At 68.1% G+C, this 19,611-nt stretch carries 19 protein-coding genes; 4 read left to right on the top strand and 15 right to left on the bottom strand.

What is annotated here, in order from left to right:
• Positions 1-323 precede the first annotated feature (323 nt).
• The 6 genes from ABZS29_RS29560 to paaA are packed head-to-tail and all read right to left on the bottom strand — an operon-like array spanning position 324 to position 4,516.
• The gene (locus ABZS29_RS29560; protein ID WP_355466721.1) at positions 324-989 is read right to left on the bottom strand and encodes an alpha/beta hydrolase; all 666 of its coding nucleotides are present in this window, start codon (positions 987-989) and stop codon (positions 324-326) included.
• A 38-nt stretch (positions 990-1,027) separates the two neighbouring features.
• A complete protein-coding gene (paaE, locus tag ABZS29_RS29555) occupies positions 1,028-2,119 on the bottom strand; it encodes a 1,2-phenylacetyl-CoA epoxidase subunit PaaE (RefSeq protein WP_355466719.1) in 1,092 nt (363 codons plus the stop codon).
• The gene (paaD, locus tag ABZS29_RS29550) at positions 2,120-2,599 is read right to left on the bottom strand and encodes a 1,2-phenylacetyl-CoA epoxidase subunit PaaD (protein ID WP_355466717.1); all 480 of its coding nucleotides are present in this window, start codon (positions 2,597-2,599) and stop codon (positions 2,120-2,122) included.
• Positions 2,593-3,327 carry a 1,2-phenylacetyl-CoA epoxidase subunit PaaC gene (gene paaC / locus ABZS29_RS29545; RefSeq protein ID WP_355466715.1) on the bottom strand — a complete coding sequence of 245 codons (735 nt, stop codon included), beginning with the start codon at positions 3,325-3,327 and terminating at the stop codon, positions 2,593-2,595. Before paaC ends, paaD begins: the two co-directional genes overlap by 7 nt.
• A complete protein-coding gene (gene paaB / locus ABZS29_RS29540; RefSeq protein ID WP_132414127.1) occupies positions 3,324-3,602 on the bottom strand; it encodes a 1,2-phenylacetyl-CoA epoxidase subunit PaaB in 279 nt (92 codons plus the stop codon). Before paaB ends, paaC begins: the two co-directional genes overlap by 4 nt.
• Entirely contained in the window at positions 3,599-4,516 is a 918-nt protein-coding gene (paaA, locus tag ABZS29_RS29535) for a 1,2-phenylacetyl-CoA epoxidase subunit PaaA (RefSeq protein WP_355466713.1), read from the bottom strand. Before paaA ends, paaB begins: the two co-directional genes overlap by 4 nt.
• A 172-nt stretch (positions 4,517-4,688) precedes the next feature.
• On the opposite strand from paaA, the gene ABZS29_RS29530 reads away from it, so the two are divergent.
• Both ABZS29_RS29530 and ABZS29_RS29525 read left to right on the top strand, forming a co-directional pair.
• Positions 4,689-5,882: a DUF418 domain-containing protein gene (locus ABZS29_RS29530; protein ID WP_355466711.1), complete on the top strand. Its 1,194-nt coding sequence runs from the start codon at positions 4,689-4,691 to the stop codon at positions 5,880-5,882.
• Positions 5,883-5,899: 17 nt separating this feature from the next.
• Complete coding sequence (locus ABZS29_RS29525; RefSeq protein ID WP_355466709.1) at positions 5,900-6,508, top strand: GNAT family N-acetyltransferase; 609 nt, start codon at positions 5,900-5,902, stop codon at positions 6,506-6,508.
• On the opposite strand, the gene ABZS29_RS29520 is transcribed toward ABZS29_RS29525, so the two are convergent.
• A complete protein-coding gene (locus ABZS29_RS29520) occupies positions 6,505-6,933 on the bottom strand; it encodes a VOC family protein (protein ID WP_355466707.1) in 429 nt (142 codons plus the stop codon). The genes ABZS29_RS29525 and ABZS29_RS29520 overlap by 4 nt on opposite strands.
• A gap of 373 nt (positions 6,934-7,306) precedes the next feature.
• Between ABZS29_RS29520 and ABZS29_RS29515 the strand changes: the two genes are divergently transcribed.
• Both ABZS29_RS29515 and ABZS29_RS29510 read left to right on the top strand, forming a co-directional pair.
• Positions 7,307-7,870, top strand: coding sequence for a helix-turn-helix domain-containing protein (locus tag ABZS29_RS29515; protein WP_355466705.1), 564 nt, complete (start codon positions 7,307-7,309; stop codon positions 7,868-7,870).
• A gap of 78 nt (positions 7,871-7,948) precedes the next feature.
• Positions 7,949-9,652, top strand: a complete 1,704-nt coding sequence (locus tag ABZS29_RS29510) for an alpha/beta hydrolase (protein WP_355466704.1) — start codon at positions 7,949-7,951, stop codon at positions 9,650-9,652.
• 412 nt (positions 9,653-10,064) lie between these two features.
• Here the strand turns inward: ABZS29_RS29510 and ABZS29_RS29505 are convergent, their stop codons facing one another.
• From ABZS29_RS29505 to ABZS29_RS29470, 8 genes are all read right to left on the bottom strand, one after another.
• Positions 10,065-12,620: a tetratricopeptide repeat protein gene (locus ABZS29_RS29505; protein ID WP_355466702.1), complete on the bottom strand. Its 2,556-nt coding sequence runs from the start codon at positions 12,618-12,620 to the stop codon at positions 10,065-10,067.
• Between the two features lie 44 nt (positions 12,621-12,664).
• Positions 12,665-13,111 (bottom strand): hypothetical protein, encoded by a 447-nt coding sequence (locus ABZS29_RS29500; protein ID WP_355466700.1) that lies wholly within the window; start codon positions 13,109-13,111, stop codon positions 12,665-12,667.
• Positions 13,112-13,858 carry a 4-hydroxy-tetrahydrodipicolinate reductase gene (dapB, locus tag ABZS29_RS29495; RefSeq protein ID WP_355466699.1) on the bottom strand — a complete coding sequence of 249 codons (747 nt, stop codon included), beginning with the start codon at positions 13,856-13,858 and terminating at the stop codon, positions 13,112-13,114.
• A 184-nt stretch (positions 13,859-14,042) separates the two neighbouring features.
• Positions 14,043-15,047: a dipeptide ABC transporter ATP-binding protein gene (locus ABZS29_RS29490; RefSeq protein WP_355466698.1), complete on the bottom strand. Its 1,005-nt coding sequence runs from the start codon at positions 15,045-15,047 to the stop codon at positions 14,043-14,045.
• Positions 15,047-16,048 (bottom strand): ABC transporter ATP-binding protein, encoded by a 1,002-nt coding sequence (locus ABZS29_RS29485; protein ID WP_355466696.1) that lies wholly within the window; start codon positions 16,046-16,048, stop codon positions 15,047-15,049. The genes ABZS29_RS29490 and ABZS29_RS29485 overlap by 1 nt, the downstream gene beginning before the upstream one ends.
• Positions 16,045-16,941 carry an ABC transporter permease gene (locus ABZS29_RS29480; protein ID WP_355466694.1) on the bottom strand — a complete coding sequence of 299 codons (897 nt, stop codon included), beginning with the start codon at positions 16,939-16,941 and terminating at the stop codon, positions 16,045-16,047. The genes ABZS29_RS29485 and ABZS29_RS29480 overlap by 4 nt, the downstream gene beginning before the upstream one ends.
• Entirely contained in the window at positions 16,934-17,860 is a 927-nt protein-coding gene (locus ABZS29_RS29475; protein ID WP_355466692.1) for an ABC transporter permease, read from the bottom strand. The genes ABZS29_RS29480 and ABZS29_RS29475 overlap by 8 nt, the downstream gene beginning before the upstream one ends.
• Complete coding sequence (locus tag ABZS29_RS29470; protein WP_355466690.1) at positions 17,857-19,440, bottom strand: ABC transporter substrate-binding protein; 1,584 nt, start codon at positions 19,438-19,440, stop codon at positions 17,857-17,859. The genes ABZS29_RS29475 and ABZS29_RS29470 overlap by 4 nt, the downstream gene beginning before the upstream one ends.
• Positions 19,441-19,611 lie beyond the last annotated feature (171 nt).

Raw genomic sequence — 19,611 nt, 5'->3', positions numbered from 1 at the left:
GCGCGACCGAAGCCACCGTGCCGAGTGCGAGCAGTCTGCGCTCGACTGTGGCCTGTGTGCTGTTCTCTATCGATTACCGGCGGCACTGTCCTCACAGTCGAGCTGGACTGCATCTCCGACCGCCACCGAAGCCACCTTGGTGAGTGTGGCTAGTTGCCGGGCAACTGCCGCGTGGCTGCTACGGGGCGCGCTTGCCCGTGGGCGCTCGTACGACGTGCGTGTGGGTAGGTGGGGTGATGCTCGCTCGGCGTCCGCTTTGGTGACGCTTGCTGGTACGACGCACACGGGCGGGTGGCGTTCGTGCGACGTGCTCGGGGGTGCAGTTAGGCGGGGAAGTGGGCTGTTAGTGCTGCTAGGAGTTGGGTGGGTTGGGTTTGGTGGATGTTGTGGCCGGCGCCTTCGAGGGTGACGAGGGTGCAGGTGGGGATGCGGGCTGCGGCGGCGGCTAGCTTCTCTTGCGGGACTGGGCTGGTGGTGCCGCCGCCGAGGATGAGGGTTGGTACGGCGATCTTCGGGAGGTCGGCGACGTAGGCGGGGTCGGGGTCGGCCAGCTGGGCGAAGATGGCGGGGAGGCAGGGCCAGTCGAAGCCGGGGTCTTCGGTGGGGCGCGGCGGGACGGTCCAGTCGCCGTCACCGTCTGGTGGTGGGGCGTCGACCAGGACCAGGCCGGTGAGACGGTCCGAGTGGTGTTCGGCGAAGAGGGCTGCGACGGTGCCGCCCATCGAGTGGCCGATCAGCAGGAACGGCCCAAGGCCGAGGGCGTCGACGAATTCCAGCAGGTCGTCACGCATCGCCTCGAACGAGTACGTCGGGGTGCGGACGCTCAGGCCGTGTCCGCGCTGATCGAGAACGAGCACTCGGCGGTGCTTGGCGAGCTCCGGGGTGACCAGGTCCCACCGCGTGCTGTTGCCGCTCAGTCCGTGCAGGAGGACGACCGGTGGAGCACCCGGGTCGCCGGCGTCGACGTACTCGAACTCTCCTGCAGACATAGTGATGCGCATGCCTGCAGTACTAGCCCCGCAGAGGGTCAGGCGTCGAAGTCGACGGTCACAGCCGAAGTGGTCGGGTGGGACTGGCAGGTGAGGACGTAGCCGGCGCGGATCTCGTCCGGCTCGAGCGCCCAGTTGGTGTCCATGCGAACGGAGCCGTCGAGGACCTTGGCTCGGCAGGTGCCGCAGACGCCGCCCTTGCAGGCGAAGGGGGCGTCGGAGCGGACGGCGAGGGTGGCGTCGAGAATCGGTCGGCCGTGCTCGCCCAAGGGGAAGGTGGAGCGGCGGCCGTCGAGGATGACGGTGACCTGCGCGGCGTCGGCGTCGGCGGTGGTGTCTTCGACGGCGGGCTTGGGGGCTTCGTCGCCGATGTGGAAGAGCTCGGCGTGCACGTGGTCGCGGGCGACGCCTTCGGCGAGCAGGAGCTCCTGGGCGCCGACAACCATCGCGTACGGACCGCACAGGAACCACTCGTCGACACTGGTGATCGGCAGGATCGTCGCGAACATGCGCTGCAACCGCTCCGCGTCGATGCGGCCGCTGAACAGCTCCACCTCGGTGGACTCGCGCGACAACACGTGCACCAGGTGGAAGCGCTCGGCGTACACGTCCTTCAGGTCGGCCAACTCGTCGGCGAACATCACCGACCCCGCAGTGCGGTTGCCGTAGAGCAGTGTGACGCGACTCGACGGCTCGACCGCCAGAATCGTGGCGACCAGTGAGAGCACCGGCGTGATCCCGCTGCCTGCGGCGACAAACGCGTAGTGCTTTGCGTTGGCCGGGTCGAGCGTCGTACCGAATCGGCCGAGTGGCGTCATCACCTCGAGCTCGTCGCCCACCTTGAGCTCATGCGCGGCGTACGCCGAGAACGTGCCACCGGGGATCCGCTTCACCCCGATCCGCAGCACGCCGGAACCAGCCGGTGAGCAGATCGAGTAACTGCGCCGCACGTCCTCACCAGTACGGCGAACTGTCAGGTGCTGACCCGCAGTGAAGTCGTACTCCCCCGCCAGCTCCTCCGGTACGGCGAACGTGATCGCCACCGAGTCGTCGGTGATCGTCTCGATCGCCGCGACCTTCAACGCATGGAACGTCGCCCGGCGCCGACCCACAACCGCAGTACTAGTCATCTAGATCGCCTTGAAGTGATCGAAGGGCTCGCGGCAACTGTTGCAACGCCAGAGCGACTTGCAGGACGTGGATCCGAACCGGCTGAGCTCCGACGTGTCAGGTGAGCCGCAGAGCGGACAGCGGATCGTCAGCGACACTGAAACCGGTCCGCCGACAGCACGCCGCCCGGTCGGCGGGGCGATCCCGTACTCGGTCAGCTTCGCCTTACCCGCTTCACTCATCCAGTCAGTAGTCCACGCCGGCGACAGCACCGTTTCGACATGGCCAGGGACACCCAGCGAACTAAGCGTCAGCTCGACCTCGTGCCGGATCAGATCCATCGCCGGACACCCGGAGTACGTCGGAGTGATCGTCACGACGACCTCATCCCCCTCGTGCCGCACACCGCGCAGCACTCCGAGGTCAGCGATCGTCAGCACCGGCACCTCGGGGTCAGCAACCTCACCGACCGCGTCGAGGATCGCAGCGTCGGTCACCATGTCGCCCCCGGGTGTGAGCGCGCCACATGCTGCAGCTCGGCCAGCAGGTACCCCATGTGCTCCGTGTGCCGACCACTCCGGCCGCCCTTGTGCTGGTACGACGCCTCTGGCCGGCTGCACGTCGATTCGTCGATCACCGCGAACACGCGGCGCTCCCACTCATCACGCAAGCCAGCCGGGTCCACAGCGACCGGGAGCCGGCGTACCAGCTCGTCGGACTCGAACATCTCCGCGGTGTACGGCCAGAGCGCGTCCAGCGCAGCCTGCATGCGCTGGTGGCTTTCTGCAGTACCGTCACCCAGCCGCAGCACCCACTGCGTCGCGTGGTCGACGTGATACGCGACCTCCTTGACCGCCTTCCCCGCTACCCCGGCCAGCGTCTCGTCCGCGCTCGTCCGGAGCTCGTCGTACAGGAGGTGCTGGTACGTCGCGAAGTACAGCAGGCGGGCCATCGCGTGGGCGAAGTCGCCGTTCGGCAGCTCGCACAGCTGGAGGTTGCGGAACTCACGCTCCTCCCGGAAGTACGCGAGGTCGTCCTCCGTGCGGCCGTCCATCGAACCGGCGTACTGCAGCAGCGACCGCGCCTGCCCCAGCTGGTCGAGCCCGATGTTGCCGAGGGCAACGTCCTCCTCGAGCTGCGGGGCGGCCGCGATCCACTCGGCGGTGCGCTGCGCGGCGATCAGCGCGTCGTCACCGAGCCGCAGTGTGTACTCGAACAGGTCGCTCACAGGTGCTCGACGCCTTCCGGAACCTCGTAGAACGTCGGGTGCCGGTAGACCTTGTCACCTGCCGGGTCGAAGAACTCGTCCTTCTCGTCCGGGCTGGACGCGGTGATGTCGGTCGCCCGCACCACCCAGATCGACACGCCTTCCTGGCGCCGGGTGTAGACGTCACGCGCGTTCCGCAGCGCCATGGTCGCGTCGGGCGCGTGCAACGAGCCCACATGCGTGTGCGACAACCCACGCCGCGAGCGCACGAAAACCTCCCACAACGGCTCGATCATGCGGCACGCTCCAGCTTCTTCGCCGCGTACGCCGCTGCCGCCTCACGAACCCAGGCGCCGTCCTCATGTGCCTTGACCCGGTGGGCGAGCCGCTTCTCGTTGCAGGGCCCGTTGCCCTTCACCACCTCGTACAGCTCGGTGTAGTCCGGCTCGGTGAAGCTGTAGTGGCCAGTGGCCTCGTCGTACACCAGTCCGTCGTCCGGGACGCGCAGCCCGAGCACATCCGCCTGCGGGACAGTCATGTCGACGAACCGCTGCCGTAGCTCGTCGTTGCTGTGCCGCTTGATCCCCCACGCCATCGACTGCTCGGAGTGCGTGGACGCTGCGTCCGGCGGGCCGAACATCATCAGCGACGGCCACCACCAGCGGTCCAGTGCGTCCTGCGCCATCGCCTTCTGACCCGGCGTGCCGTTGCACAACGTGTGCAGGATCTCGAAGCCCTGCCGCTGGTGGAACGACTCCTCCTTGCAGACACGCACCATGGCGCGCGCATACGGGCCGTACGAGCAGCGGCACAACGGCACCTGGTTGACGATCGCGGCGCCGTCGACCAGCCAGCCGATCGCCCCGATGTCGGCCCAGGTCAGGGTCGGGTAATTGAAGATGCTGGAGTACTTCTGCCGGCCGGCGTGCAGCAGGTCGAGCAGCTCGGCCCGGTCCACGCCGAGCGTCTCGGCGGCGGCGTACAGGTAGAGGCCGTGACCGGCCTCGTCCTGGACCTTGGCCATCAGGATCGCCTTGCGGCGCAGCGACGGCGCCCGGCTGATCCAGTTGCCCTCCGGCTGCATGCCGATGATCTCCGAGTGCGCGTGCTGCGCGATCTGCCGGATCAGGGTCTTGCGGTAGCCGTCGGGCATGGCGTCCCGCGGCTCGATCCGGCCGTCGGCGTCGATGGTCGCCTGGAAGCTGTCCATGCCCGCAGCATAGCCCAGATGTGACACTTTTTCTCCAGATCGACATGAGGTGTCACAACGGTGGTGCTGGACCCACCTCGGACAGGGGGTTCAGCGCACTGGGGCGGGCCGCCGCGCGACGGGAGGATCGTCATAACAGTTCAAGGGCTAAACAGTTGGAAGGCTGATCCTCGTGACGATCCAGCACACCCTCCCGGCCGCCGATCACCGCGGCCCGGTCACCGGCAAGGAACGGGCCCTGGCGCCCGACCTGATCCGCGGCGCGATGCTGCTGCTGATCGGGCTGGCCAACAGCGCGAACTTCGCGTTCGCCGGCCAGCCCGGCGTCGAGAGCGCGCCGCACGGCTTCGAGCGGCTGCTCAACTTCCTCAAACTCACCTTCGTCGACGCCCGGGCGTACCCGGTCTTCGCCGTGATGTTCGGCTACGGGCTGGTCCAGCTGGCCCGGCGCCAGCGCTCCTCCGGCGCCACCCCGGGCGCGGTTCGGCGCATCCTGCTGAAGCGGAACGCCTGGCTGATCGCCTTCGGAGCGGTGCACGCGACGCTGCTCTACTTCGGCGACTTCCTGGGCGCGTACGGCATCGTCGGCATCATCTGCACGCTGCTCCTGCTCAATCGCAGCGACAAGTTCCACCGGATCATCATCGGCATCTGGGTCCTCGAGATCGGGTACGTCGTCTTCGTCGCCGTCCAGGCCATCGCCACCACGATCGCGAGCTCCGGTCCGGCCCACGCACTCACCAACGTGCCGAACCCGTCGCTGGGCGCCGCGTCGTACGGCGAGAGCCTGCTGCACCGCCTGCACGAGTACCCGCTGCACACCGCCAGCGTCATTCCGTTCATCATCGTCGTCTGGCTGGGCATTTGGGCCGCTCGCAAGCACATCCTCGAGAACCCGGCCGCACACCGCACTCTGCTCACCCGTGTCGCCGTGGTCGGTATGAGCATCACTGTTCTGGGCGGTCTGCCGCTGGGCCTGGTCGGTGCGGGCTGGCTGCACGTCGACGAGGCTGCTGTCGATTCACTGACGATGCTGTCGCACGTGAGCGGAATGTTCGGCGGTCCTGGATACATCGCCCTGTTCGGCCTGCTGGTCGCCCGCATCACCAGACTGACGCTGCCGGTGCGAGCGATCTCCGCACTGGGTCAGCGGTCGATGTCGGGCTACCTGTTCCAGTCGGTCGCGTGGATGGCACTGCTGGCGCCGTTCACTATGGATCTCGGACACCGCTTCGGCAGTACGGCGTACGCCGCCCTCGGGTGCGCGGTCGCGGTCTGGCTGGTCTCGGTGATCGGCGCCTACACGATGAGCCGCCGCTCCTACCGCGGTCCCGCCGAGACCCTCCTGCGCCGGCTCGTCTACTGATTGAGAGGATGGGCAGCGTGAGTGACTTCGGCGTACCAGAGCCTGCGAACCTGTCCGACCTCTCCGGCGGCGAGCCGCCGGTGGCCGAGACCAGTGTGCGGCTCGCGCTGCCCGCCGAGGCGAACGCGATCGGCGAGATCCAGGTGGCAGCCTGGCGGGCGGCGTACGCGGGGCTGCTGCCCGCCGACGTCCTGGCCGATCTGAACCCGGCGCAGTTCGCCGCCCAGTGGCGCGCCGCACTGATCGCTCCGGGTGAAGCCCGCAACCGGGTGATGGTCGCCCTGGCCGGCCGCACGCTGGTCGGCTTCGCGGCCATCACCGCCTCCGACGACCCGGACGCCGACAGCCAGTACGACGCTTTGATCGCCGAACTCGCCGTCCAGCCCGAAGCCACTCGCGCCGGTCACGGCTCCCGCCTCCTGAACGCGGTCGTCGACACCGTCCGCGCCGACGGCTTCCGCCGGGTCACCGTCTGGATCAACTCCACCGACGACGTCTCCCGCGCCTTCTACACCGACGCCGGCTGGGCCCCCGACACCGCCCACCGCGAACTCGACCTCTACGGCGACGGCTCGGTCCGGATCAAGCAGATCCGCCTCCACACCGACCCGGCCGCCGAAGCCTAGGCCACACAGAACTCGTTGGCCTCCGGGTCCTGCATCACCACGAGGTCACCGTCTCCGCGCCGCAGCACCTGAGCGCCGAGCCCCACCAGCCGCTCCACCTCGGCCTCGATCGCGGCCCGACGCTCGTCGCCGGCCAGCCCGGGTGCCACCTTGATGTCCAGGTGCACCCGGTTCTTGACCGCCTTCGCCTCCGGCACCTGCAGGAAGAAGATGTCTGGCCGGTCCCGCACCTTGTCCACCAGCGTGCGCCCGGTCGGCCGCTGGTCGACCGGGATCTGCTGAGCGTCCGCCCAGTCGTCCCAGGTCAGGAACCCGTCCGGCACCGGCGTCGGGAAGTCGTACCCGCCCAGCGCCCGCATCCAGAACCGGGCCACCCGGTCCGGTTCCGCGCAGTCGAACACGATGTGCAGATCGAACGCCGTCATGGCACTCCCTGAGCTTGATGAGCCGGACGCCCAGGCCATCACAACTGGCGCTCGCCGTCCATCACCCCGCCTGAGCGAGCCCCCGATCCGCAGTTGTGATGGCCTTCAGCTCCGCCCTCACCCCAGGCACGGTCCCCCACTCCGCATCCATCCCGCGAGTGAGCCCAGTCTGCCGACAAGACCCGAGTGTCTGCAGATTGCCGTCGGCAAACGCTCTCCAGCGACAAGGTCCTTCCACTCGACGCCCATCCGCACACTGGGTCCACTGGCGTGACACCACGGATGCCCGGTGGCTTCACTGGCCGGGAGCACGGCGGGTTCGGTCGCGGGCGGTGGGGCGGGCGTCGGCCCTGGAGGTGGCAGTCTTGCGGGCATGACTGAGGTGCGGGTTAACGAAGTTGGGGACATGGTGCTCACCGGCGCCGAGGCGATGCGGGTGCTCGCGGACCCGGTGCGGTTGGCGATCACCGATCGGCTGACGCGGCATGGGGTGGCGACGACGGCGGAGCTGGCCGAGGCGGTGGGCGTCGGCGCCGACGAAGCAGCAACGCATGCTGAGCGGCTGGCCGCGGTGGGTCTGGTCAAGCGAGACGGGGAGAGCTGGGAGGCGTGCGGGCGGGGGATCTACTTCGAGATCCCCGAGGACGGCACAGAAGACGTGCAGCAGGCGGCACGTGCCCTGAGCAACGCGATGCTGCTGAGCTACGAGCACCTCCCGCGCCAGTGGGTCGAGGGCACCGAGCCCGAACTGGAGCTCGACTGGGCCCGGTCGGCGGGACTCTTCAACGCCGGCATGTGGTTGACCGCCGCGGAACTGCGCAAGGTGCAGGAGGATCTCGAGGTCCTGCTGATGCCTTACCTGCAACGCAAGGAGCCGACCCCGGACTCGCGGCGGGTGCGGATGCTCGCCTACTTCTTGCCGCCGAAAAGCGACTAGCCGGGGGTGGTGCTCGACCGCACTCGGCTGACATGACAGATTGCGACGGTCCGATCACGCTTTGCCGTTGGAGTCTGTATGAAGCTCGTCTCCCTGGCCGTTGGCCTGGGGCTGTCCGCCGCTGCCGTTCTCGTCGTTCCGGGGTCGGGTGCCACCGCCTCGATGCAGCCGGAGGTGGTCGTCGACAAGGCGCGGCCGGTGGCGAACAAGTACCTGGATCAGAAGCTCACCTGGCGGCAGTGCGGTGACGAGGAGCTGCGGACGTATTGCGCGAAGCTCATCGCGCCCCGCGACTGGGCGAATCAGTACGCCGGGCACGACATCCAGCTCGCGATCAGCAAGGTCGCCCCTGAGCACGGCAAGCCGAGCCGAGTGGTGTTCGGCAACCCCGGCGGACCGGGTGGCGCCGGGCTCGGAATGGCACCGCACCTGGCCAGTCAGAAGCCGCTGGCCAAGGACCATCTGGCGGTCGGATTCGACCCCCGCGGTACCGGCGACAGCACCAACGTCACCTGCCAGGGAACGCCGGGCTACACGATGGACGCGCGCGACCGCGCCCCGTGGAACCTCGATCTGATCGCCCAGGCCTCCAAGCTCGCCCAGCCGTACTGCGATGGCCAGTCCCGCGGTCTGCTGCCCTACATCACCACTGGGCAGACCGTGCAGGACATGGATCTGATCCGCCAGCTGCTGGGCTTCGACAAGATCGACTTCGTCGGCTACTCCGGCGGCACCTGGCTCGGCGCGTACTACCAGACCTACTTCCCGCAGCACGTCGGCCGCTTCGTGCTGGACTCGAACACCGACTTCACCAGCCCGTGGCTCAGCACGTTCACCGCGCAGCCGGCCGCGTTCCAGCGCCGGTTCCAGCAGGACTTCGCCACCTGGGCGGCCAAGTACGACGCCAAACTGCACCTCGGTACGACGTCGCACCAGGTGGTTCGCAACTACGAACGGTTACGGGCCGCCCTGAAGAAGCAGCCCGCGGTCGAAGAGTTCCTCGAGGCCGGGGTCCGGATCACCTACGACCAGAACACCCTCGACGACCTGGTCTCCGGGGATATGTATACAAAACTCGACTTCTACTCGCTCGCGGTCGATCTCGCATTTCTTCGCGACCTTTCCGCGGCCCAGACAAAGGGCGGCCCGCGCGCGGCTCAACGACTCGTCGACGGCCTCTCACCGGCTCGCCGGCACGAGCTCGTACGCCGTGCCCACCGCAGTACCGTCGGCCTGCCCGCCCTGGGCGACGACTACGAGGATGCGACCTTCACCGCGATCACCTGCAACGACACGGCCTGGCCGCAGGGACGTGAAGCCGCCGATGAACTCGCCGACGACCTCGGCCCGCGGAACCCGCTGATCGGCTGGAGCATGAACGAGAACCCGTGCTTCTACTGGAACCGCCCGCGGCTCACGCTGCCGCAGCCGACCGGCGCCGGCCTGCCCACAACCCTGATGGTGCAAAGCCAGAACGACCCGGCCACCAACTACACGCTGGCCGCGGCAGCCCACCACCGGTACGCCGGATCGCGGCTGCTGACCGTCACCGGCGAAGGCGACCACGGCGTGTACGGCGGCGTGAACAAGTGCGCGGACCGGATCATCAACGCGTTCCTCACCACCGGCCGGACCCCGGCCACCGATGTGAGCTGCCGGGGCGAAGGCATCCCGGCGCCGTCCACCCCGGAGCCGATCGACGCCGAGGGCAACGAAGGCGCCGGTTCACCGCTGCGCCGGGTCGCGGGATTCACCGCGGTTCTTTCGGGGTATCTGCACTGACGAATTCCTGAATCCGCAGCGACCAAACGCTTGATCCAGTATTTGGAAAACGGCAATTACCAGCGGTCCTGGAATGACCCACCGAAAGGTACTCGTCACCGTCGGCGAAATCCTGGCGAGGCTTTCGTTGTCAGGACATATTTGTCAGGGCGATGTCAGGGTTCCGTCCCTGTGCGACGCAGCGTGACTTCGGCAATCTGGTCTCAGCGCGGGAGAGCCGGGCGTCGACCGGGAGGGCTCGACGAAAGGTTCTGGCGCTGGACGTGGCTTCGGCCGGCTGCAGTGTGGGGGGACTGCCTGGGGGGTCAGACAGGGGCGCAGCCGGCCGAGACCACGCACCCGTCCCGCGCATCCTTGATCCCTCGCGGGGCACCGTCGATCCCCCAGGTCGTGGTGCCTCGCGAGGCAGGTACTACAGGTACCTGGACCGGTCCGGATCAGGTGCCGGACCTTGTACCGGGTAGCCGTCGGCGACGGCGGCCAGCGGCGCTGAGCGCCCGGCGGACCAAGCCGTCCGGAAGGCACGCCGGTCGAGCGACTCCTCCACCGCACTCCGCGTCGCCAGGTGGTCGGCCTTCTCGACTTCTGGCACCGGCGCCTGGATCACCTCGCGGAGACCGTCCGCCGCTCCCAGCAAGAACGCGGCGTACTCGCTGTTACCGCGCTGCTGCGCGACAGTCGCGAGCTCTTCGAGCACACTGGCCGTTCGCCAGCGGTCACCAAGGTCCCGATGCTCAGCCAGGCTCTCGTCGAGCAGATGCACCGCACGCTCGGTCAAACCGCGACGCCGCTCGACTATGCCGAGCTGATTGAGCGACCACGCCACACCCTCGCGATAGCCGAGCCGCTGCGACAGCGTCAGGCTCTCCTCCAGCAGGTCCTCGGCCTCGACCAGCTCACCCTTGTACTGCGCGACGGCGCCGAGGCTGATCAGCGACCACGCCAGTCCCTCGCCGTCGCCTAGTCGCCGGAAGCTGTCCCGCGCCCGGCCGCAGCGACGGGCAGCGACGTCCAGGTCGCCGCGCAACCACGCGACGAATCCGAGGTGGTTGTGCGCCCATGACATCCCGGACTGGTCGCCGAGCGACTCGAAGAGGTCGTAGCTCTGGCAGTGCAGGTTCTCGGCGGTCCGGTAGTCGCCACGCTCTCGCGCCACTCCCCCGAGTCGCTGCAGCACCAACGCCGTACCGGCTGTGTCCTTGAGTTCCTTGTACTGCGTCAGTGCGGTCTCGAGCCGCGCGGTCGCCACGTCGTACTCGCACTGCAGGAACGCCAACATGCCGGCGCCGAGGTTCGCCTTGGCCAATGCAGGCGTCACCTCGTCCGAAGGTGGCGACAGCGCCAGCGAACGCTCAAGCCATTGACTGCCTTCGGCGTAGTGACCACGCAGGTAGCAGAACAACCAGACCGCACCGGAGAGTCGCAGTGCTTCAGTGACCGACCTCGTCTGCAGCGCCCAGGTCATCGCGGCCCGCAGGTTGTCGTGCTCACTCTGCAGACGCGCTAGCCACTCCTCCTGGTTCGCACCGCGCAGCTCACGCTCCGCCTGCTCTGCCAGATCGATGTAGAAGTGCGCGTGCCGGCGGATCGCTTCATCCACGTCGGATGTCGCTCGTAGCCGATCCGCAGCGAACTCCCGGATCCCGGCGAGCATGTAGTACCGCGCGACGCCACTGTGCCTGGTCACTCGGATCAGCGACTTGTCGGCCAGCCGTCCGATCAGGTCGAGCGCCTCGGCGCGTGCCGCAGGCCCTGGCTCGGTCTCGCCCGACATCACCGTCGCAGCGGCGCCCAGCGTCCAGCCGCCGACGAAGACCGACAGCTGGGCGAAGACCTCGCGCTCCCGCTGCGTCAGCAGATCATGGCTCCACTCGATCGCACCACGCATCGACTGCTGTCGCGGTGAGGCCGTCCGGTCACCACCGGCGAGGATGCCGAACGACGTCTCCAGCTCACCGGCCAGCTCTTCGATCGTCATCACGTTCATCCGGGCGGCGGCCAGCTCGATCGCCAGCGGCATGCCTTCCAGCCGGCGGACCACCCGGGCCACCTGCTCCAGCTGCCCGGTCGGGTCGTAGCCACGCGCGCTCGCCCGATCCACGAACAACTGGACGGCGGCGGACTGCTCGGCCTGGTCGTCGTCCAGCGGCAGTGCGAGCGGCGGTACGACGTACACGTTCTCGCCGGGGACGCGCAGCAGCTCGCGGCTCGAGGCGAGGATCGACAGATTCGGGCAGGACTCCAGCAGTGCGGCACAGAGCTGCCCGACGGTCGAGACCACATGCGAGCAGTTGTCCAGCACCAGCAGCAGCGCGCGCTGGCCGATCTGCTCGGCGATCTCGTCGGTCAACCGGGCGGTGTCCAGCGGATGGAGCCCGATCGACACCGCGACGGCCGGAGCCACCGCCGGACCGTCGGTCAGCGATCCGAGCTGCACCCAGCAGACGCCGTCCGCGAAGTCGCCGGCGAGCTCGCTCGCAACTGCGATGGTGAGTCTGCTCTTACCGATGCCGCCCGGTCCGGTCAGCGTCAGCAGCCGGGTGCCACGCTGGCCGAGGAAGCGCCGGGCCGCAGCCACCTCGACCGCGCGGCCGATCAGCTCGTTCGGCGCGGCCGGCGGGCGCTTGAGCACCGGCTGCGGGGACTCGGCCTCATTGCGGGCGGACGTCGTGAGCTGCGTGCGCTCGACGCTATTCAGTCGCAGCGCGTCGGCGAGGAGTCGCAGTGTGTGGGCCCTGGGCGCACGTCGGCGACCTCGCTCCAACGCCGCGATCGCGTCGACACTCAGACCGGCCAGCTCCGCCAGAGCCTCCTGCGACAGCCCGGCGTCTCGCCGATGCCGGCGCAACAGGCCGCCGAACCCAGCCCCCTGTACGTCGTCCGAACCGCGGCGAGCTCCGTCGGACGACACGGTCGGCTCCACCCAGTTTCCGGCCTCGACGTGGCGGTTGCCACGCACGTTCCCCACGAAAATATCCTTTTCCGGCCCGGATTGTCAGTGATCGGGCCAGATCAGTCCACGTCGGCCGCGTGCCGGGCGATCGCCTGGCGCATGGTTGCCCGCGCGCGCCTGCGGTCCCCGGCGGCGTCGTACGCCGTCGACAGCCGGAACCATACCCGCCAATCGTCCGGCGAAGCCTCGGCTTCGGACCGGTACTGCTCGAACGCCGCATCGGCGGCTGCCCGATCGATCCGCCCGGAGGGCCGCCGGGGCAGATCGTCGACCGGCAGTCCGCCGCTCGCCTCCAACTCCCGGGCCAGCCCTTCGGTCTGCGAGCCGAACCGCAGCTCCCGCCAGACCAGGTACGCACCGAGCACCGGAATCACCAGTACGGCGACGCCGAGGCCGACCGCGACCGGATCTCCGGTCCCGATCAGCAACACCCCACGCCAGCCGAGCAGAGCGGCGTACGCGACGAAGACGACCGCCAGCACGATCGCCGTCTGCTTTGCCTTCATTTAGTCAAGATCCATGAAGTGCTCGAGCCCGACGGTCAGCCCCGGCGTGGTGACGATGCTGCGGACACCGAGCAGCACACCGGCCATGAACGACACCCGCGCCATCGAGTCGTGCCGGATCGTCAGCGTCTCGCCCTCGTCACCGAACAGCACCTCCTGGTGCGCGATCAGTCCGCGCAGCCGCACGCCGTGCACGCGAATTCCCTCGACGTCGGCGCCGCGCGCTCCGTCGAGCGCCGTCGTGGTCGCGTCCGGGATCGGCCCCGATCCGGCCTCCCGACGAGCCTCGGCGACCAACTCCGCCGTACGGCGGGCTGTGCCGGAGGGCGCGTCTACCTTGTCGGGGTGATGCAGCTCGATGATCTCGACCGACTCGTAGAACCGGGCCGCCTTCGCCGCGAACTGCATCATCAGCACCGCGCCGATGGAGAAGTTCGGCGCGATCAGTACGCCGACACCCGGCGCCGCGTCGAGCCACGACTGCAACTTCGCCAGCCGCTCCTCGTCCCAGCCGGTCGTCCCGACCACCGCGTGGATGCCGTTCTTGATGCACCACTCGAGGTTGTCCATCACGACCTCGGGCCGGGTGAAGTCCACCACGACCTGAGCGCCGGCCGCGGACAGTTCGGCCAGGTCGTCGCCCTGGTCGAGCTCCGCGACCAGCTGCACGTCCGCAGCTTCCTCGACCGCCAGACACGTCTGAGCGCCCATCTTGCCCTTGGCTCCCAGTACACCAACCGTGATCATCCGCGCCCTCTCGCTGGTCCCGTCGACCCCCAAAGGATCTCATCCGCCCCAGCCATCCCCCGCCGGCCCCACCCAGGTCGCCGCCATCTGATGGGTTCCCCCATCAGATGGTGGGTTCTGCACCCGCATGCGAGTGCAGAACCCACAACTGCGTGGGTCAACCCAGCAGATGCGTCGGAGGGGGTCAGGCTGAGGCGGCGGGGGTGTAGGCGGCTTGGGCGTCCTCGGCGAAGTGGCAGGCGACCGCCTGGCCGGTGGGGATGGGGCGGAGCTGGGGTTCCTCGGTGCTACAGCGGGCCTCGGCGCGCAGGCAGCGGGTGTGGAAGCGGCAGCCGGACGGCGGCGAGACCGGGGAGGGCGGGTCGCCGGCGAGGACGATCCGCTTGCGGCCTTGCCGGGCCAGGCCGGGCTCGGCGGACAGCAGCGCCTGCGTGTACGGATGCGCCGGTACGTCGTACACGTTCTGATGATCGCCGAGCTCCGCGACCCGGCCGAGGTACATGACGGCGACCCGGTCGGAGACGTGGCGGACGACGGACAGGTCGTGGGCGACGAAGATGATGCTCAGCCCGAGCTCACGCTGCAACCGCATCAGCAGGTTGACGACCTGAGCCTGGACCGACAGGTCGAGCGCCGAGACCGGCTCGTCGCAGAGCAGCACATCGGGGTTGAGCGCGATCGCCCGCGCGATCCCGATTCGTTGCCGTTGGCCACCAGAGAACTGGTGCGGGAACTTGGTCTCGTCCTCGGCCCGCAGTCCGACCAGCTCCAGTAGCTCGCGGACGCGCTTGCGGATGTCCATCCCTCGGGAGACATCCGGGTGCACCTCCAGCGGCTCGGCCACGATCTCGCCAACCCGCATCCGCGGGTTCAGGCTGGAGTACGGGTCCTGGAAGACGACCTGGACGTTCTGCCGCCACTTCCGCAGTTCGCGACCGCGCAGCTTGCTGACGTCCACACCGCCGTACTCGATGGAGCCGGCCGTCGGCTTCTCCAGCGCGGCCAGCAACCGGACCAGCGTGGACTTGCCGCAGCCGGACTCGCCGACGATGCCGAGCGATTCGCCCTTGCGCAGCGTCAGGTTCACGCCCTCGACCGCGCGGACCAGCGTCTTGGACCCGAAGCTGAGCGCCGGGCTGATGTCGTAGTGCTTCACCAGATCCGTTGCCACCAGCAACTCTTCGGCCATCAGACGGCCTCCTTCTCGGCCAGCGTCGTCCGGCGGATGCACGCGGCATCCCGGCCGGGCGCGACAGTCAGCAACGGCGGTACGTCGTGCGCGCACTCCTCGATCGCGAGCGGGCACCGCGGCCGGAACGCACAGCCGGACGGAATCGCCCGCAACGACGGCGGCGTACCGGGGATCGTCGGCAGCTCCTGCCCTTTGAGGTCGGCCGACGGCATCGAGCCGAGCAGCCCCTCGGTGTAGGGATGCACGGGATGATCGAGCGCCGCGGCCGTCGAGGCACGCTCGACGACATGACCGGCGTACATCACGACCACGTTGTCCGCGACGTCACTCACCACCCCGAGGTCGTGAGTGATCAGTACGACGCCCATGTCGCGCTCGGCCTGCAGTTCCGCGATGAGCTCGAGGATCTGCGCCTGCACGGTCACGTCGAGCGCGGTGGTCGGCTCGTCCGCGATCAGTACGTCGGGGTCGAGCGCGAGCGCCATCGCCAGCATCACGCGCTGCCGCATTCCGCCGGAGAACTCGTGCGGATAGTCGCGGGCCCGCTTCGCCGCGGCCGGAATCCGGACCTGGTCGAGCATCTCCGCGGCCCGCTTCAGCGCGTCCCGCTTCGAGAGTCCACGATGCACCCGGAAGCACTCGGCGATCTGCGTCCCCACCGACTGCACCGGGTTCAGCGCGGACAACGAGTCCTGGAACACCATCGTGATCCGGTCGCCGACGATCTTGCGCCGTTCCTTCGTCGTCATCGCGATCAGGTCGGCGCCGCGGTACTCCGCCGTACCGGAGACGATCCGGCCGGGCGGCATCTCCAGGATCCCGGTCAGGGCCTGCGTCGAGACGCTCTTGCCCGAGCCGGACTCGCCCAGGATCGCCAGCGTCTCCCCCGCCCGCACCTGCCACGAAACCCCGTCGACAGCGCGCACCGAACCCCGCGGCGTGTCGAACTCGACGGTCAGGTTGTCGACCTTGAGCAGTACTTCACCGGTGGCAGTCATCGAATCAGTTTCGGGTCGAGGGCGTCCCGGATCGAGTCGCCGATGATCATGAACGAGATCGTCATCGTGGAGATGAACAACGCCGGCCAGATGAACAGGTGCGGAGTGTCCCGGTACGACGCGGCCACGCCGAACTGCGATCCCCACGAGATCGACGGCGGCTGCAGCCCGACGCCCAGGAAGGTGAGTGCCGCCTCGAGCCCGACCATGCCGCCGATGCCGAGGGTGGTCATCGCGAGCAGTGGCGCCATCGCGTTCGGGAACACGTGTTTGCGCAGGATCCGGATCGGTGGGACACCGATCGAGCGGGCGGCCAGCACATATTCACGATTGCGGACCGAGAAGACCGTTGCCCGCATCAACCGCATGCCGCCAGGCCAGCCGATCAGCAGGATGACGCCGACGATGATCCAGATGCTGCGGTTCGGCACCGAGTTGAGGATCACGATCAGCACGACGAGACCAGGGATCGAGAACAGCACGTCGGCGGTCCGCGAGATGATCGCGTCGACGAAACCCGGGAAATAGCCGGCGAGCAGGCCGAACGTTCCAGCCAGCACGAAGACGCCGAAGCTCGCGCAGATACTCACGAGCACCGACGGGCGCGCGCCGTACACGACGTTGGCGAAGTAGTCGCAGCCCTGGATGTCGAAGCCGAACGGGTGCCCCGGACCGCGGCCCTGACGGCTCTTGCCCAGCTCGCAGAAGCGTGGGTCGGCCGAGGTGAACACCTTCGGCACGGCCGCCATCGCGAAGAACACGAGCAGCAGCAGGCTGCACAGCACGAACTGCGGTTTACGCAGCAACGCCCGCAGCAGCTCGCGGTTCGACAGCGTCCGCCCGTCGCCGAGCTCCTGGGCCTCGACGCTGACCACCGCTGTGACATCAGACATGACGCACCCTCGGATCCAGGATTCCGTAGAGGAGATCCACCAGCAGGTTGATCACGATGAACGAGAGGAAGGCCAGCGTCGACAGCAGCACCACGACCCCGCCCTCCTTCAGCTTGATCGCCTGGAACATGAACTGCCCCAGACCGGGCAGGTTGAAGATCGACTCGGTGATGATCGCGCCGCCGAACATGCCGGCCAGATCGAGCCCGATGAACGTGACCACCGGCAGCAGCGCGTTCGGCAGGATGTGCCGCCACAGCACCCGCTGCTCCCCCAGGCCCTTGGCCCGGGCGGTCTTCACGAAGTCGGCGTTCACCGTCTCCACGATCGACGTCCGCATCAGCCGCGCCAGCCCGGCGAACCCGAGCAGCCCGATCACCAGCGCCGGCAGCAGGTACGACGTGGGGAAGCCCTCCAGCACCCCGGAGACGGGGAACCACTTGAGCTGGACACCGAACAGGAACTGCGCGGCGAAGTACGCCACCAGCCCCGGGACGGCGAGTAGCACGAGCGTTGCCAGCAGCAACGACCTGTCGATCCACCCGTTCCGCTTGAACCCGGCGTAGATGCCGAACAGCAGCCCGAAGGTCCACTGGAACGCGTTCGCCAGCAGCGTGAGTTTCAGCGTCACCGGGATCCGCAGCCGGAGCTGGTCGGCGATGTCCGCGCCGGCGAACGTCGTACCGAAGTTGCCGGTCAGGATGTCCTTCATGCTCAGCAGGTACTGGACGATGAAGGGATCGTCGAGGTGGAACTGGGCCCGCTTGGCCGCCAGCACGGCGGCCGGGATCGGCTTGTCGCCGGCCAGTTCGCGCAGGGGGTCCCCGGGCATCGCGAAGACGAGCGCGAAGACCCCCAGCGTGACGATCACACCGATCGGAATCGCCGCGAGGATGCGGCGAGCGACGTACCGGATCACTTGAACGTGGCCCACAAGGCCGAGACGCCGACGTACTTCGACACCCGCGGCTCGATCTTGTCCGAGTGCAGGTAGGCGTTCGACTTGGTGAACAGCGGGATCAGCGGCATGTCCTCGAGCGCGATGTCCTCGGCCTGCTGGTACAGCGTGATCGCCTTCTCCGGGTCCGGCTCGGCGTCGCCCTTGGCCAGTACGGCGTCCAGCGCGGGGTTGTTGTAGCCGGAGAAGTTCGCGTCGCCGTTGGACTTGAACATCGGGGTCAGGTAGTCCTCGATCGACGGGTAGTCGTGACCCCAGCCGCTGAACCGCAGGCCGTCCAGCTTGCGGGTGTCGGCGAGCTGGGTGATCTCGGAACCGGCCTTACCGGTGTACTTGACCTCGAGGCCGAGGTTCTGCCGGATCATGTTGCCGATCGCCTCGGCGTTGATCTGGCCGGTGGCCGACGTCGTGCTGTAGTTGATGTTCACCGGACCGGAGAAGCCGCCGGCCTCGGCGAGCAGCTGCTTGGCCTTGGCCGGGTCGAAGTCGCAGTACTTGCAGGCGTCCGCACGGTAGCCGTCCATGTCCGGCGAGACCAGGGCCTTGGCCGGCTCGGACAGGCCGATCAGGTCGGCGAAGGCCTTCCGGTCGATCGCCATCGAGAACGCGTGCCGCAGCTTCGGGTTCTTGTAGCGCTGATCCCAGGCCGGCATCGTCAGGTAGTTCGCGCCGGAGCTGACGCTGGTCACCCACTTGTCCGGGGCGTCGTCCTTGAAGGTCTTCACCTTGGTCGACGGCACGTCGACGAAGTCGAGGTTGCCGGCCAGGAACTCGTTGTACGCCGTGTCCGCGTTCGGAATGAAGCGGTAGGTGATCGAGTCGGCCTCCGGCACCAGCGGGCCCTTGTAGCCGTCCCACTTGGCCAGCTTGATGTCGTCACCGGCATTCCAGTCGGCGGCCAGCTTGTACGGGCCGTTGCCGATCGGCTTGCGCTTGTAGGCGTCCGGGTTCTTGCGCACCTCCTCCGGCAGCGGCGCCAGGCCGAGGTACTGCAGGGTCAGCCCGAACTGCGAGAACGGCACCTTGAGCTTGACCGTGAAGGTCAGGTCGTCGACCTGCTTCAGGCCGCTCAGCGTCTTCACCGAGGTCGGCTTGGGCGTCGCGCCGTCCGGGGTCTCCGGGTTCAGCGCCTCGTAGCCCTCGACCTTGGAGAAGAAGCCGTTGTTCTTCCAGGCGTTCGAGCCCTGGGCGGTCAGGTTCCAGCTGTCGACATAGTCCTTGGCCGTCAGCGGCTGCCCGTTCTGGAAGGTGTTGCCCGGGTGCAGCTTGATCGTCCAGGTCTGGCTGGTCTTGTCCGGCGTGACCGAGTCGGCCATCACGTTCAGCAGCTTGCCGCTGTTCGGATCGGTCGTCACCAGCGGCGCGAACATCGCCATCGCGATCTGGATCCCCGGGCTGCCGTTCTCGTTCAGCGGGTTGATGTACTCCAGCGGCTCGGCCGCGATCGCGATCACCTCGCTCTTGGCCCCACCTCCGGAGCCGCCGTCCCCACCCGACTTGCCACCACACGAGGCAAGCACCAGCGAGAGCCCGAGTGCCACCCCCACTACCCCAGCTAGACGTCGCACGGTCGAACCAACTTCCTCGGCAAAACGCCGTTCGGCGGGCGGAACATGCGCCATGCTCGCTGGTCGAAACTGCGCATGTCAACGTTGTCAGCCCACAAAACGCCCTTGGTAACGCAGGCGTTACCAAGGAAAGACCTCAGATGA

It is taken from the genome of Kribbella sp. NPDC005582 (assembly GCF_040605415.1).
Taxonomy (GTDB): Bacteria; Actinomycetota; Actinomycetes; order Propionibacteriales; family Kribbellaceae; genus Kribbella.
The sequence above is the reverse complement of the archived record's forward strand: the minus strand, read 5'-3'. Positions and strand labels throughout refer to the sequence as shown.